The following is a 15,511-nucleotide window of genomic DNA, read 5'->3' on the forward strand; positions in this document are numbered from 1 at the left end:
TGTCTCCTCATCACGGCTGATCGGGTCTCGTCACGGCGTGCCGTCGGCCAACTGGGCTTCGAGGTCCTCGACGTCGTCCTGGTCGAGGTCCAGGAGGGGGAAGTCGGAGGGGGTGTGGCCGCCCGCCGACGGGCCGGCGGTGTGGGCGGCGAGGCCGAGGAGCGTCTCCAGCCAGGCGTCGCCGAGCCGTTCCGCCGCGTCCTCGCCCAGCACCCCCGCCGGCCAGCTCAGCGAGACGGAGAGTTCGGGGCCCCGCGGTGTGTCGCGGACGACCGCCCCCGCTTCCAGCGCGTGGGTCACGGGCGCGGCCGGGTCGGTCGAGGCTCCGACGGCCGATGGCCCGGCCGGCTGCCACGGGCCCGTCGGGGCGGCGCCGCCCGCGAACCGGCCGAGGTAGTTGAAGCCGATCTGCGGGGTGGGCAGGGCCGCCAGCACCGGCCCGGTGTCGGGGTTGAGGTGGCGCAGGAGCCCGTATCCGAGCCCGTCGCCGGGGGCCGAGCGTGCCTGTTCCTTGACCGTCTTCAGCAGTTCTCCGGCGGCCGGGCCGCCGGACCGGGCGCCGGTCAGGTCGATGCCGTCCAGCCGGAGCCGGACCGGGTGCACGCTGGTGAACCAGCCCACCGTGCGGGAGAGGTCCATGTCGTCGGCGACCGGCTCGCGGCCGTGGCCCTCGATGTCCACCAGGAGCGGGGCGTGCGTGTTCTGCCGCTGCTGCGCGACGGCTGCCGCCAGCGCCGCGAGCAGCACCTCGTGGACCCCGCAGTGGAAGGCCGCCGGGGCGCTGCCCGCGAGCGTCGCCGCCTGCCGCGCCGGTACGGTCCACGCCTGGCGGCGTACGCTCGCCGCCGTGTCCCGTACGGGGTCGAGGGGCCGCTCGCCCAGCAGCGGTTCCCTGACTTCGAGGTCCAGCAGGGCGGTCCACTCGTCGAGTTCCGCGAGCCGCGCCGCGTCCGTCGCCTGGGCGGCCAGCAGCTGCGTCCACCGGCGGAAGGACGTGCCCACGGGATCGAGGGCCGGTTTACGCCCCGCCCTCGCGGCGTCGCAGGCGGCGGTCAGGTCGGGCAGCAGGACGCGCCACGACACGCCGTCGACGACGAGGTGGTGCGCTACGAACACCAGCCGGCCGGGCCGCGCGGGGCCCGCGTCCAGCCACACCAGCTGGACCATCGTCCCGGCGCCCGGATCCAGCCGTCCGACCGCGTCCAGCGCCGCCCGGTCGGCCGCCTCATCCAGGCCGCCGTCGGTCGCGGCCACCCGTGTGACCAGGCCGGCGGCGTCCGCCCAGGCGCGCTCGCCGACCACGAGCCCCGGCCGCCCGTCCCGCACCTCGGTCCGGGCCCGCAGCATGCCGTGCGTGTCGAGTACGGCCCGCAGCCCGGCCACCAGTACGTCCCGCCGCACGTCGGCGGGTGCGGTGACCGTCGTCCACTGCGCGAAGGCGGCGCCGAGCGCGTGCTCGCCCAGGGCCCGCATCACCGGCGTCCAGGCGACCGTCCCCACGCCCGTATCCGTGTCGCGCGCCCGTGCCTCGCCCCTCGCGGCCAGAGCCGCCAGTCCCGCGGGCGACCCGTGCGCGAAGACGTTCTGCGTGCTGAACACGAGGCCCGCGCGCCGCGCCCGCGCCACGAGCTGCATGGAGGTGATGGAGTCGCCGCCCAGCGCGAAGAACCCGTCCTCGGCGCCCACCCGCTCCAGCCCGAGGACCTCGGCGAACAGGGCGCACAGGGTCTCCTCGGCGGCGGTCCGCGGCGCGCGGTCCGTCGTCCGCGCGGCGAAGTCGGGGGCGGGCAGCGCCTTGCGGTCGACCTTGCCGTTGCCGGTGACCGGCAGCGCGTCCAGGACGACCACGGCGGCGGGCACCATGTAGTCGGGCAGGAGCCGCGCGGCGTGTTCGCGGACCACGCGCTCGTCCAGCGCGCCTCCGTCGGGCACCACGTAGCCGACCAGGCGGCGCTCGCCCGGCCGGTCCTCGCGGGCCATGACCACGGCCTGGCCGACGCCGACGCACCCCGCGAGCGCCGTCTCGACCTCGCCCGGCTCGATCCGGTAGCCGCGGACCTTGACCTGGGCGTCGGCCCGGCCGACGAACATCAGCTCGGCGTCGTCGTTCCAGCGCGCCAGGTCCCCGGTCCGGTACATGCGCTCGCCGGGGGCGAAGGGGCAGGCCACGAACCGTTCCGCGGTCAGCGCCGGCTGCCCCAGGTAGCCGCGGGCCAGGCCGGTGCCCGCGAGGTACAGCTCGCCCGTGACGCCGGGCGGCACCGGGTGGAGGAAGGCGTCGAGTACGAACGTCTGCCGGTTGGCCAGCGGGCGGCCGATCGGCAGCACCGTCCCCGCCTCGGCGTCCGGTTCGAGCAGGTGCCAGGTGGCGCACAGCGTGCTCTCCGTGGGCCCGTACATGTGCCGCACCGCGAGGCCGGGGCACGCCTGCCGGACCCGCGCCACGGCCTTGGCCGGGACGGTGTCGCCGCCGGTCAGCGCCTCCCGGAGGCCCGCGAAGCTCTCCGGGGAGTCCTCGGCGACCGCCCGGAAGGAGCCGGCGGTCATGTGCACCGCGGTCGCGCCGCCGGCGATCTCCTGGCGCAGCCGGTGGGCGTCCACGGGCCCCGGAGCGGCGATCGCGACCCGGCCGCCGGCGGCCAGCGGCACCCATACCTCGAACAGCGAGGCGTCGAAGACGTGCGGCGCGTGCATGAGCACCGTGTCGTCCACTCCGACAGACCAGCCGCGTTCGCCCGCCAGCCCGGCGACCGCGCCGTGCGACACGGCCACGCCCTTGGGCACGCCGGTGGACCCGGAGGTGTACATCACATACGCCAGGTCCTCCGCGCCCACGGCGACCGGCGCGCCGCCCTCGGCGGGCCCGTCCGGCGCCCGCGGGCCGTCCAGCAGTACTGTCGGCGCCGCGGCGACGCCGGGCGGCACGGCGTGCCGTGTCCGGCCGGTGCAGACCACCGCCGACGGGGCGGAGTCGGCGAGCAGGAACGCGATCCGTTCCGCCGGATAGCCCGCGTCCACCGGCACGTACGCGGCGCCCGCCTTCCACACCCCCAGCAGCGCCGTCACCAGCTCCGCCGAACGCTCCATCACCACGGCTACCCGGTCCCCGCGCCGCACGCCCAGAGTCGACAGATACGCGGCCAGCCGATCCGACTCGGCCGCCAACTCCCCGTAGGTGAGGGAGCGTTCGCCTTCCATGAGCGCCACCGCTCCGGGCGCTCGCTCCACCTGGCGGTGGATCAGCTCCGGCACCGAATGGCCCGGGACGGTGGCGGCCGTCTCGTTCCACGCCCGTACCACGAGCCCGTGTTCACGCGCGCCGAGCACGCCCACCTGGCCCACGAGGACCGCGGGGTCCGCCGCGATCCGCTCCAGTACGCGCACCAGCCGGCCGATGACGGAGGCCGCGGTGGACTCGTCGAACAGGTCCGGGCGGTAGGTGACATGGGCCTGGAGCCGGTCGCCGGAGACGATGCCCAGGACCAGCGGGTAGTGCGTCGCCTCGCGCGTGTCGAGCGCCGTGAACGAGAGCGCGCCGTCCGTCGGGGCCCCGGCGGCGGTCGGGTCCGGGTAGTTCTCGTAGACCAGGAGCGTGTCGAAGACCGCGCCCGGCCCGCCCAGCCGCTGCACCTCGGGCAGGGCCAGGTGCTGGTGCGGGAGCAGCCGCGTCTGGTGCTCCTGGAGGTCGGTGAGCATCCGCAGCACGGTGTGCGCGCCGTCGAGCCGGACCCGTACCGGCAGCGTGTTGATGAACAGCCCCACCATGCTCTCCACGCCGGGGAGTTCGGGCGGGCGGCCGGCCACGGTGGCGCCGAAGACGACGTCCCTGTGTCCGGAGAGGCGGGACAGCACCAGCGCCCACGCGCCCCGCACGATGGTGTTCACGGTCAGGCCGTGCGTACGGGCCAGCTCCCCCAGCGCGTGCGGCAGCGCCTCCGGGAGCGGGACGGGGCAGCGGCGCGGGGGCACCGGGACCCTGCCGCCCAGGTCGGCGGGGGCCACCAGCGTCGGTTCGTCGGCCCCGGCCAGCTCCGCGCGCCACGCCGCCGCGGCGGCCGCGCGGTCCTGCCGCTCCAGCCAGGCCAGGTAGTCCCGGTAGGAGCCCGTCCGCCGCGGCGGGGGGCCGTCCCCGCCCGCCGCGTACGCCGCGGACAGCTCGCCGAGGATGACCGGCATGGACCAGCCGTCCAGCAGGATGTGGTGACTGGTCATCACCATGCGGTGCCGGTCCCCGCCGAGCCTGATCAGCAGGACGCGCAGCAGCGGCGCCGCGGACAGGTCGAACCGCCGCGCGCGGTCCCGTTCGGCGAGCCGGTCCGCCTCGGCCGACGCGGCGGCCTCGGACAGCCCCGACAGGTCGGCCTGCCGCCAGGGCAGCGCGACATGACGGATGATCAGCTGTACGGCCTCGCCGCTCGGCCGCCGGTGGAAGGCGGCCCGCAGGGTGGCGTGCCGTGCCACCAGCGCCTCCCACGCGGCCCGCAGCCGTCCCGCGTCCACCGGTCCGTGCACGGCGAGCGTCTGCTGGATGGTGTAGACGTCGGGTCCCTCCTCGTCGGATTCGGCGTGGAAGAGGATGCCTTCCTGTAGCGGCGACAGCGGCCACACCTCCTCCAGCGCGGAGCCCCTGCCGACGGTCGAAGGCTTCACGGCTACCGCCCTCCGTCGGACTCGGCGGCGATCGCCTCGAACTGCTCGACCTCGTCCTGGGCCAGGTCGAGGAGGGGGAAGTCCGAGGGGGTGTGGCCGCCCGCCGCGGGGTCGGCGGTGTGCGCGGCCAGCGCGGAGAGCATGTCGAGCCAGGCCCGCGCGAGCCGCTCCACCGCGTCCGCGTCCAGGAGGCCGGCGGGCCAGCGCAGCGTGAGGGTGAGGCCGGGCCCGTCCGGGGTGTCGCGGATGAACGCGCCCGCCTCCAGGGCGTGCACGGCGGGCATCGTCGGGTCGGCGGAGGAGCCGATGGCCGTTCCGGCGGCCGCCTGCCATGCCTCCGCGACGCCGCTGTCGGCATCGGCGGCGGCGAACCGGCCGAGGTAGTTGAACCCGATCTGCGGGGACGGCAGGGCCGCCAGCACCGGTGCGGCAGCGGGATTGAGGTGGCGCAGGAGCGCGTACCCGAGGCCGTCGCCGGGCACCGAACGCCCCTGCTCCTTCACGGCTTTGAGCACGTCGCCGATCGCCGGGCCGCCGGATCGGGCCCCGGCGACGTCGATGCCGTCCAGCCGCAGCCGGACCGGGTGCACGCTGGTGAACCAGCCGACCGTGCGCGTCAGGTGCGCGCCCGCGACGGGGTCGCGTCCGTGGCCCTCGATGTTCACGAGGACGGTGGGGTCGGGGTCCGGCCGCCAGGAGGCGACCGCCGCCGCCAGCGTGGCGAGCAGCACCTCGTGGACGCTGCAGTGGAACGTCGAGGGCGTCTTGGCCACCAGCGTCGCCGCCTGCCGCTCGGGGACGGCCCACGCCTGGCGCCGTACGGTCGCGGCGGTGTCCCGCGCGGGGTCGAGGGGCCGCTCGCCGAGCGGCGGGTCCTCCTTGACGCCGCCCAGCAGCGCGACCCACTCGTCGAGTTCGGCGACCCGCGCCGCGTCCGTCGCCTGGGCTGCCAGCAGCTCCGCCCAGCGGCGGAAGGAGGTCCCCGCCGGGTCGAGTTCCGGCTTCCGCCCGGCCGTCACGGCCTCGCAGGCGGCGGCCAGGTCGGGCACGAGGATCCGCCACGACACGCCGTCGACCACCAGGTGGTGTGCCACGAGCACCAGCCGTCCCGGCCGCGCGGGGCCCGCGTCCACCCACACCAGCCGGACCATCACGCCCGCGGCCGGATCCAGCCGGGCCCTGGCGTCCGCCACCGCCGCGGCGGCCATCGCCTCCACGTCGGCGGCGTCCGCGTCCGCCGCGTCCATCCGCGTCACCAGCCCGGCCGCGTCCACCGCACCGGGCTCGCCGACCATCAGCACCGGCCGGCCGCCGTCGCCGGACGGCGACGGCGCCACGCGGGCCCGCAGCATGGCGTGCGTGTCCAGTACGGCCGCCAGCCCGGCCGCCAGCACGTCCAGGCCGAGCCCGGCCGGGGCCCCCACCACCATCCACTGCGCGAAGCCGGGCCCCACGACCCGGTCGCCGAGCACCCGCATCACCGGCGTCCAGGGCACCTCGCCCACGCCCGAGTCCGGCTCCTCGCCCTCGACGGGCCCGGCGGTCCGTACGGCCGTCGCCAGGCTCGCCGGGTACTCCCGCTCGAACATGTCCTGGGTGTCGAAGAGCAGACCCTCCCGCCGCGCCCGCGCGACGAGCTGCATCGCCATGATGGAGTCGCCGCCCAGCTCGAAGAAGCTGTCCTCGGCGCCCACCCGCTCCAGCCCCAGCACCTCGGCGAAGAGCGCGCACAGGGCCGTCTCCACCTCGCCTCGCGGCGCGCGGTCCGTGACGTGCTCCGTGAGGTCGGGCGCGGGGAGGCGGGCGCGGTCCGTCTTGCCGTTCGCGGTCACCGGCAGCGCGTCGAGTACGACGACCGACGCCGGCACCATGTACTCCGGCAGGACCGTCGCGAGGTGGTCGCGCAGGGCCCGGCCGTCCGGCTCGTCGCCGTCCGGCACCACGTAGCCGACGAGACGGCGCTCGCCCGGACGGTCCTCGCGGGCCACCACGACGGCCCGCGCCACCGCCTCGTGCGCGGTCAGCGCCGCCTCCACCTCGCCCAGCTCGACCCGGAAGCCGCGCACCTTGACCTGGGCGTCGGCGCGGCCGGCGAAGACCAGTTCGCCGTCGCCGGTCCAGCGGGCCAGGTCGCCGGTCCGGTACATCCGCTCGCCCGCCGCGAACGGGCACGCCACGAACCGCTCCCCGGTCAGGGCCGGGCGGTCGAGGTAGCCGCGCGCCAGGCCCGCGCCGGCCGCGTACAGCTCGCCGGTGACGCCGGGCGGTACGGGCTGCAGGAAGGCGTCGAGGACGAAGGTCCGTACGTTGGCGATGGGGCGGCCGATGGGCACCGGGTCCGCGCGCGGCGGCAGGGGCGCGCTCATCGCCGCGCAGACCGTGGTCTCCGTCGGCCCGTACGCGTTGATCATCCGCCGTCCGGACGACCACCGCGCCGCCAGGTCGGCGGAGCAGGTCTCCCCCGCCACCACCAGCGTCTCCAGGCTCTCCGGCAGCTCCTCCTCCGCCGTGAGCACGCTCGGCGGCACGGTCACGTGGGTGATCCCGTACCGGCGCACCGACTCCGCGAGCGCGACGCGCGGCGGCAGCCCGTCCGGCCCGGCCATGACCACCGAGCCGCCCGACAGCAGCGCCATCAGCAGCTCCGATACCGCCGCGTCGAAGCTCAGCGACGCCAGTTGGAGGACCCGCGAGCCGGGCCCGACCGCGAACCGCTCGATCTGCGCCCGCGCCAGGTTCCCCAGTCCCGCGTGCGAGACCACGACGCCCTTCGGGGCGCCGGTGGAGCCGGACGTATAGATCACATAGGCCGCGTTGCGAGCGTTCAGCGGGCTCGGCGCCTCCTCGCCGCGAACGGGGCCGCTCCCCGGCTCCCGTGCGGAGGAAGGGTCGTCCAGCACCAGCACCCGGCCCTCGAAGCCGTCCGGGACCACGTGCCGCGTGCTCCGCGTGCACAGCGCCACCGCCGGGGCCGCGTCCGCGAAGATCAGCCCGACGCGCTCCGCGGGGTAGTCCGGATCGACGGGCACGAACGCCCCGCCCGCCATCGAGACGCCCAGCACGGCGGTCACCATCAGCGCCGAACGTTCCACCGCCACCGCGACCCGGCACTCCGGCCCCACCCCCGCGCCGATCAGACGCCGCGCCAGCCGGTCCGATGCATCCAACAACTCCCGGTAGGAAAGGCGGTGTTCGTCTTCGATGACCGCCACCGCGTTCGGGGAGGCGTCCGCCTGACGCCGGAACAGCTCCGGCAGCGGGGCCGCGTCCACCGGTACGGCCGTCCGGTTCCACCGCTCCACCACCAGCCCGCGGCCCGTACCGCTCACCGCGCCGATCCGCCCCACCGGCGCCGCGGGCTCCGCCGCCGCCCGTTCCAGGAAGCCGAGGAACGCGCGGTGGTGGGACCGGGCCCAGTCCTCGTCGTACAGCGCGGGGTTGACGTCGAGGTCGACCCTCAGTCCGCCGTCGTCCGACGCGCCGCTCATCAGCACGTCGAACTCCTCGACCCGTCGGCTCGGCAGGTGGCGCGTAATGCCCCGGTGCTCCCCGAACCGCAGGTCGGGGCCGGACGGGGTGACGCTCACGAACGGTCCGAAGCAGCGGCGGTCGTCGCCGGGCCAGTCGAGTTCCTCGTGCAGCCGCTCCCCCCGGTACCCCTGGTGGCCGAGGAGTCCGTTGATCTCCCGCCCCGCCCGGTGGGCGAGGTCCGCGAGGCTCAGTCCGGCGCGTACGGGCAGCCGAAACGGCAGGACGTTCGCCAGCGCGCCGGGGGTCCGCAGCGCCTGGCCGCCCATGCGCCCGGCGGCCGGGAGGGTCAGTACGGCCTCGTCCGCGCCGGTCGTGCGGCACAGGAAGGCGGCCACCGCCGCGACGACGAGCGTGCCACGGCTCGATCCGGTACGGAGCCCGGCCGCCCGCAGAGCGGCCACGGCGGCGGGCGGCAGTGCGCCGGTGACGCGCGGGACGGAGCCGTTGGCGGACCGCCGGCCGGGGACGGCCGGCGGGTCGGGGCGAACCGCGAAGTGCTCGTGCCAGTACCGCCGGTCGCGTTCGTACCGATCCGACTCCCGGTAGACGGACTCGTGGTCCAGCAGGTCGTGGAGGGGGGTGTGGCCGGGCGGCTCGTAGGGCTCCTCGCGCAGCGCCGCCCCGTAGAGCTCCGCGACGCGGCGCGCCAGCGAGGAGCTCCCGAAGCCGTCCATCAGGAGGCGGCTGTAGCGCTGGTACCAGAGGTACCGGTCGGCCGCCAGCTCGAACAGGGCGTAGGCGAGAGGTCCGGCGGCCTGCCGCATATCGGTGCGCATCCACGCCTCGGCGGCTTCGCGCGGGTCGCTCTCGGCGCTGACGTCGATGGTCTCCAGGCGCCATCGCGGAGCTTCCCCGAGCACCTGGAAGGGCTCGCCGTCGGCTTCCGCGAACCGCGCGTGGAGCGCTTCCGTCTCGTCGACGGCCTGGCGCAGCGCGAGTTCGAGGACGGCCGCGTCGATGGGGCCGAGGATCTCCGTGTACTGCCCGGTGCTGTCCGGTCCGCGCGGGTTCTCCGTGCGCCGGGCCGCCCACAGCTCACTCTGGCATGCGGACAGGGGCAGAGCGATGTTCTCCTGGCCGTTCATCCTTGTCCCTCTCTCTTCTCGCGTTCTCTGCGCGCGAGCGGCGCGGCGGGTGGTCCGGTCGGGGCGCGGTGCGTGCGCCCCGGCCGGACGGCTGTGCTACGTGCTCGGTCCCGGCCCCGCGGTCATGCCGTCGACGCCCCGCCCGGCGCGTCGGAGAGCGCGCGCTGGCGTTCCACCGCCTCGTACAGCGCCTTGATGTTGTTGCTGCCGAACGTGCGCGCCCCGCGGCGGTCGATGAGCTCGTAGAACAGGGTCCGCCGGGGGTGGCGGGACTCCGTGAAGATCTGGAGCATCGCGCCCGAACTGTCGCGGTCGGCGAGGATGTTGAGTTCGCGCAGCGTCGGCACCGGTGCGCCCACGTCGCCCACCCGGTCGGTGAGGGTGTCGTAGTACGCGGCCGGGGTGGACAGGAAGCGCGCGCCGCGGTCGGAGGCGGTGCGCACGGCGTGTGTGATGTCCCGGGTGAGGAAGGCCACGTGCTGGACGCCCGCGCCGCCGTGCGCGGACAGGAAGGCGTCGATCTGCCCCAGTTCGCGGGTGGTGTCGGGCTCGATGAGGGTGAACGTCACCTGCCGCGACGCGCTCTGCACCACCTTCGAGTCCATGGCCTGGAGCCCCACCACGATCCGCTCCTCGAAGGTCTGGGCGAACCCGAAGACCTCCTGGTAGTGGCGTACGGCCGCGTCGAGTTCGCCCGCGGGCAGGCAGACCGCTATGTGGTCCACGGTCTCGAACAGGCCCGCGTCGGCCGGCGCCGGGGCGCTCTCCCGGATCAGTCCGGGCGCGAACAGCGCGCCGCTCGCCTCGCGGGAGGTGAAGCGGTGCTCCACGTCCCCGAATCCGAGGACCGACGCGAAGGTGACGCGGTTGCCCGCGGCGCCGAGCGCCATCGGCGGGACGGTCGGCACGGCGCCGCGCTCGACCGCCTCGGAGAACGCGGCCTCCGCGTCGTCGACTTCGAGCCCGATGACCGCGACCCCGTCGCCGTGCCGGTCCACGTACTCGCCGGCCGGATGGGCGCCGGGCAGCGCCGCCGTCACGAGGACGGTGATGCCCCGGTGACGCAGCAGCAGCGTCCGGCATTCGCCGAGGCCGGTATCGGGGCCGCCGCTGCCGTGCGGGGCGAACCCGAAGGAGTCGCACAGGTAGGCGGCCGCCTGGTCGGCGTCCTCGACATAGAGCTCGATATGATCGATCGCACGAATGTCCATACCACTACCCCCTTTTTGGAACGTGGCAGACCACGGCTCCGGCGCACGTGCGCCTGCTGGACTCGCATGGTGTTCCCGGCGCCGGCGCCCCCGCCGTCCATCCGGGCGTCTTTCGCACTTGGACGCTGTTCGGACGCTATTGGGAAGCCGCTCCGGTGTTTTACCGGTCCCGGCATTCCCCACGCACTCGATGGTCGGACCAACCCGATGACTGAACTCGGTCATCGGATTCGGTGGTCGGATTCGATGGTCGGCTGGGCCGCGATGCGGAGACCGGGAAAGCACGCATCCCCGTGGAGATTCTCCGATGCCCCGAATCCTGCCCCCGTTGTTCCGTCATGGCTCGACGGACGAATTTCCCTTATTCGGGCTCCGACTCTAACAGCGTCTTTACCGACCGGGCACCCCTGTCCCCGGCGGGTGAAATCGCGGTGCGCCCACTCGCTTATCGAGGGCAACTGCCGCTGGGTACGGGTCCGTACTGCATCGTGCGTAAGGCGCGGCTGACGGGTCGGGGCGACACTGTGGGCGGGACGCGGTAACCGTCCTTCCCGCGTCCCCGCCCGCATGGCGGAGGGCCTCCCGCATATCCCCCATGCACATGTCACCCCATCCGGCCGTGCACCACGGCTTTGTCCCGACCGGCGGAACACGGACCCGATTCCCGCCGCGGCCGCCCGCGACGGCGCGCCGCCCATGAGGCGTCCATAGAGCGTCCATAGGGGGTCGGTACAGGCACATGCCATGGGGGCACGGTCCGCCGTGTCCAAGAAGGCGGTGTCCGAGGCAGCCGACACCCCCGAAAGGCCCCGGAACCGCTCCCCACACCCCTACGGGCGGTCCGCCGACGCACCGGCCGGTCGATCGCGGGCCCGGACCGGGCCCGCGACGGGGCCTGCGCGGCGCGACCCGCGCGTACGGTCACGGGAACGCGGAAAGCTCCTGGCGGGCGCCGGACCGGCACGGGGCCGGACGGGCTCACCAGGAGCTCCGGGACGACGGCGGACCGGGCGCCGCGCCCGGCGGGCCCCTATCGGGCCGGCCGTCGACGCCCCGTCAGCAGTCTGCGAGCAGGCGGAACACCGGCCGCTACGGGGCGACCGCGCCTATTCCGCCCCGTGCCACGGGCCGGGCGAGAGTACGGCCCATCAGCGGCGCGAGCACCCGGACGGCGCTCGCGATGTCCTCGATGTCGGCGTCCACCAGGGCCTGGTCGCCGTCGCACAGCGCCCTCTTCGGCTCGGGATGCACATCGATCATCACCCCGTCCGCGCCGACCGCGAGCGCCGCCCGGGTCAGCGGCAGCACCAGCTCCCGCCGTCCCCCGGAGTGCGACGGATCGACGATCACCGGCAGATGGGACAGCCGCTGGGCCAGCGGCACCGCGCTGATGTCCAGGGTGTTGCGGGTCGCCGTCTCGAAGGTGCGGATGCCCCGCTCGCACAGCACGATGTCCAGGTTGCCGCGCTGCGCGATGTACTCCGCCGCCATCAGCCACTCCTCGATCGTCGCGCCGAACCCCCGCTTGAGCAGCACCGGCCGGCCCGCCGCCCCCACCGCCTGCAGCAGCGCGAAATTGTGCATGTTGCGGGTGCCGACCTGGAGCATGTCCGCGTAGGAGGCGACCAGATCGACGCCGGCCGCGTCGATCACCTCGGTGACCACCGGGAGCCCGGTCTCGGCCCGTACGTCCGCGAGGACGCGCAGCCCGGCCTCGCCGAGCCCCTGGTAGGCGTACGGGGAGGTGCGCGGCTTGAACGCCCCGCCGCGCAGCAGCGACGCCCCGGCCGCCTGGGCCATCCGCGCCGCGGCCAGCGTCTGCTCCGGCGACTCCACCGCGCACGGTCCCGCGATGACCGTCAGGGTGTCCGGGCCGATCGGCACGCCGCCGACCCTGATCACCGAACGGGCCGCATGGTGCTCGCGGCTGATCAGCTTGTACGGCACCGAGATCCGCACCGCGTCCAGCACCCCGGACCGGCTGCGCAGATTCAGCGCCTCGAAGGCGTCCACGTCCCCGACCAGTCCGACGATCGTGCGCGTCACCCCACGGCTGACGAAGGCGTCACCGCCCGCCGAACGCACCAGGTCGACAATGGCGTCGATTTCCTCCTGTGTGGCCTCCGGGGCCATCACCACCACCATGAGAGGTTCCTTCCGTCGCTGAGGCTCCCGGACCGCAAAGGGCCCTGGGAGCGGATGAAAGTCATTCGGCGCGCTGTACGGGGAAATCCGTGCGTCTTCGCCGTCCGGTCCGGGGCGGACGAAAGGAATCCGGGCGGAACACGTGCCCGGCCGCGGCCGGGAGCACCGTTCTTTTCGTTCAACAGGTTACGAGCAGCGGGATGGCCGCTCAACAATTCCGCGCTCTTTCCCGGCCGGATTACCGCTGACGGTACACTGAGCGGAACGGACCGGACCCGGGAGCCGGGATCTTCCGGCTCCTTCGCGTATTGCGAGGGGGACGTCCTGATCAATTGATGTGCGCCGCGGCGGCAGGGCTGTCGTCGGGGGAAGTGAGCAACGCATGGCCATGGCAGGGCTGTTCTGGATCGCCGGCGGCGACGTGTACGTGGGCGCGAAGCCGTCCGGTCCGGCGCCCGGAGTCCGGCTGGCGCCCGAGGGCGTGGTGGCCCTGGGCGACGGCCAGTCCGGCCTCTTCCCGTGGGAGGACGTACGCGCCCTGACGGTGGCGGACGTCCCCGTCAGATCCCTGGTGCGGAAGGCCCGCGCGGTCAAGGACGTGGCCCTGGAGACGGTGCTGAACCTGGCGCTGCCGAACGGTCCGGGGTTCGTGGACAAGGCCCCGCCGCTGATGACGGTGCACGTGGAGACGACCGCGGGCGCCCGCGAACTGTCCGCTTTCGTGGCCGCCGCCGCGGGCTATCCCCCGGCGGAGATCGAGCTCTCCCGCACCCTGCTGTCCCGTCTCACGGAGGGCGGGGCGACCATGGCCACCACCCTCGCGGCGATGTCGGACTGGGGCCGCTCCTGGGAGGGCCGCTCACCACGGGGCCCGGAGCGCGAGGCACTGCTGCGGAAATGGGCGGGCTAGGGTCCGGCGGCGCGTACCCGGCCGCGTGGCCCAAAGCGGCCTGGACGGTTCCGGCCGTCCGTTTTGTCTTCCCGGAACTCTCGGCGCCGGGTGATTATCGATCAAGGGGAACGGCGATCGGATAACCGGCCGCCGGCGCTTCCCCCCAAAGGCCGAACGACCCGACTATTCCCGACTATTACCTGGGGAATTTCCATGCCGACACCTCTCATCACGGCCGGCACGAGCGACGGAACCGGCCCGGCCCCGGCCCGGGACCGCGGGCCCCTCACACCCGCGGCGTAGCCCGGCCATCCGATTCGGCCGGACTTCGTCATGCGTCTCATCATGGTCACGCTCGCCCCGCGCGACCGGCAACCGGCGAACGAGCCGCCGGCCGCCGAGATCTCGGACGTGATGTGGGTTTTCGCCACTCCGGAGGCCCAGTTGGAGCACGTGAGCATCCGGTCCGGCGACCGCTTCATCCACCTCGGGTTCTACAGCCGGCTCGACAGCGCGGCGGCGGCCGCGGCGACCACGGCGATCTGCCGCAGGGCCCTGGCGTCGTCGCCCGTGCTGCGCGGCTGGGAGGTGGCCGCGCTCAGACACGCGCCCGAGCACCTGGATCCCTGACCACCCGACCGTACGTGCGCCGCCCCCTCGCCCGGCATTCCCCGGCCCGCCCGCCGTCACGCCGATCCGCCCGTCACGCCGATCCGTCCTACGCGATACGCGCCTGCCCTCCACGATCCGCGACGGCCGGGGCCCGCGCTGTGCGCCCTTCCCCACCGCCGAGTTCCGGTACGACGCCCCATCGCGCCCGGAGGGCGTTCCCCCTCCCCGCGCGCGTTCCGGCGCTCGCCCTGCCCCTCATCCCCATTGCCCGACGAATGGTTCTGTCATGACTTACGCGCCCGATTTCGGCCTTGGCCATGTGGAATTCCGCGTCGCCGACCTGGCGGCGGCCTCGGCCGAGATGACCGACCTCTACGGCTTCCGCCCGGTGGCCCGAACCGACTCACCGGACAGCGCCTCCCTCGCCCTCCAGCAGGGCCGGATCACCCTCGTCCTCACCCAGGCCCGTACCGAGAGCCACCCGGCGGCCGACTACGTCCGGGCCCACGGAGACGCCGTGGCGGACATCGCGTTCACCGTGCCCGACGTGGCCCAGGCGTTCGCCGGCGCCGTGGAGCGCGGGGCGGTTCCCCTCGCGCCGCCGGCCCCGCGCGCGGACGGCCGTACCACCGCGGTGATCGCGGGCTTCGGGGACGTGGTGCACACCCTGACCGAGGCCGGGCGGCCCGCCGTGCCGCCGGGCTTCACCGCGCTCCCGGACACCGGTACGGCGCCGCCGGACGAACTCCTGGCAGACATCGACCACTTCGCGGTATGTCTGGAGTCCGGCGACCTGGACGGCGCGGTGGAGTTCTACACCCGCGTGCTGGGCTTCCGGATGACCTTCACCGAGGACATCGCGGTGGGGGCGCAGGCGATGGAGTCGAAGGTGGTCCAGAGCCCCTCCGGCGAGATCACCTTCACCCTGATACAGCCGGTCGCCACCGCCGCACCGGGCCAGATCAACCGCTTCGTCAAGGATCACGGAGGCGCCGGCGTGCAGCATCTCGCCTTCTCCACCGGGGACATCGTCGAGACGGTCGGCACGCTGGGCGGGCGCGGCGTCGGGTTCCTGTCCGTGCCCGACTCCTACTACGCCATGCTGCCGGGCCGGCTCGACCTGGCCCGGCACACCACGGAGCGGTTGCGCGAGCGGAACGTCCTGGTGGACGAGGACCACGACGGCCAGCTGTTCCAGATCTTCACGCGCTCCACCCACCCGAGCAACACGCTGTTCTACGAGGTGATCGAGCGCTTCGGCGCCCGCACGTTCGGCAGCGGCAACATCAAGGCCCTGTACGAGGCGGTCGAGGCCGAGCGGCTGGCGTCGGAGGGGGAAACGGAAGGAGGGGCCCGGTGAGCGACGCGACGCAGACCGCCGCGGT

At 74.3% G+C, this 15,511-nt stretch carries 7 protein-coding genes; 3 read left to right on the forward strand and 4 right to left on the reverse strand.

Going from position 1 to position 15,511, the window contains the following annotated elements:
- Window positions 1–30: 30 nt before the first annotated feature.
- The 4 genes from AB0I49_RS13965 to aroF form a co-directional block, all read right to left on the reverse strand.
- A complete protein-coding gene (locus AB0I49_RS13965; protein WP_363227170.1) occupies window positions 31–4,650 on the reverse strand; it encodes an amino acid adenylation domain-containing protein in 4,620 nt (1,539 codons plus the stop codon).
- Between the two features lie 2 nt (window positions 4,651–4,652).
- On the reverse strand, window positions 4,653–9,266 hold the full coding sequence (locus tag AB0I49_RS13970; protein WP_363227171.1) for an amino acid adenylation domain-containing protein: 4,614 nt from the start codon (window positions 9,264–9,266) through the stop codon (window positions 4,653–4,655).
- A gap of 122 nt (window positions 9,267–9,388) precedes the next feature.
- On the reverse strand, window positions 9,389–10,477 hold the full coding sequence (gene hppD / locus AB0I49_RS13975) for a 4-hydroxyphenylpyruvate dioxygenase (protein ID WP_363227172.1): 1,089 nt from the start codon (window positions 10,475–10,477) through the stop codon (window positions 9,389–9,391).
- 1,089 nt (window positions 10,478–11,566) lie between these two features.
- A complete protein-coding gene (gene aroF, locus AB0I49_RS13980; protein ID WP_363227173.1) occupies window positions 11,567–12,622 on the reverse strand; it encodes a 3-deoxy-7-phosphoheptulonate synthase in 1,056 nt (351 codons plus the stop codon).
- A 382-nt stretch (window positions 12,623–13,004) separates the two neighbouring features.
- On the opposite strand from aroF, the gene AB0I49_RS13985 reads away from it, so the two are divergent.
- From AB0I49_RS13985 to hppD (AB0I49_RS13995), 3 genes are all read left to right on the forward strand, one after another.
- Window positions 13,005–13,532 (forward strand): hypothetical protein, encoded by a 528-nt coding sequence (locus tag AB0I49_RS13985; RefSeq protein WP_363227174.1) that lies wholly within the window; start codon window positions 13,005–13,007, stop codon window positions 13,530–13,532.
- Window positions 13,533–13,847: 315 nt separating this feature from the next.
- Window positions 13,848–14,144 carry a hypothetical protein gene (locus AB0I49_RS13990; protein ID WP_363227175.1) on the forward strand — a complete coding sequence of 99 codons (297 nt, stop codon included), beginning with the start codon at window positions 13,848–13,850 and terminating at the stop codon, window positions 14,142–14,144.
- A gap of 268 nt (window positions 14,145–14,412) precedes the next feature.
- The gene (gene hppD, locus AB0I49_RS13995) at window positions 14,413–15,486 is read left to right on the forward strand and encodes a 4-hydroxyphenylpyruvate dioxygenase (protein WP_363227176.1); all 1,074 of its coding nucleotides are present in this window, start codon (window positions 14,413–14,415) and stop codon (window positions 15,484–15,486) included.
- The last annotated feature ends 25 nt before the right edge of the window (window positions 15,487–15,511 follow it).

The sequence above is a fragment of the Streptomyces sp. NPDC050617 genome (genome assembly GCF_040654795.1).
GTDB lineage: Bacteria > Actinomycetota > Actinomycetes > Streptomycetales > Streptomycetaceae > Streptomyces.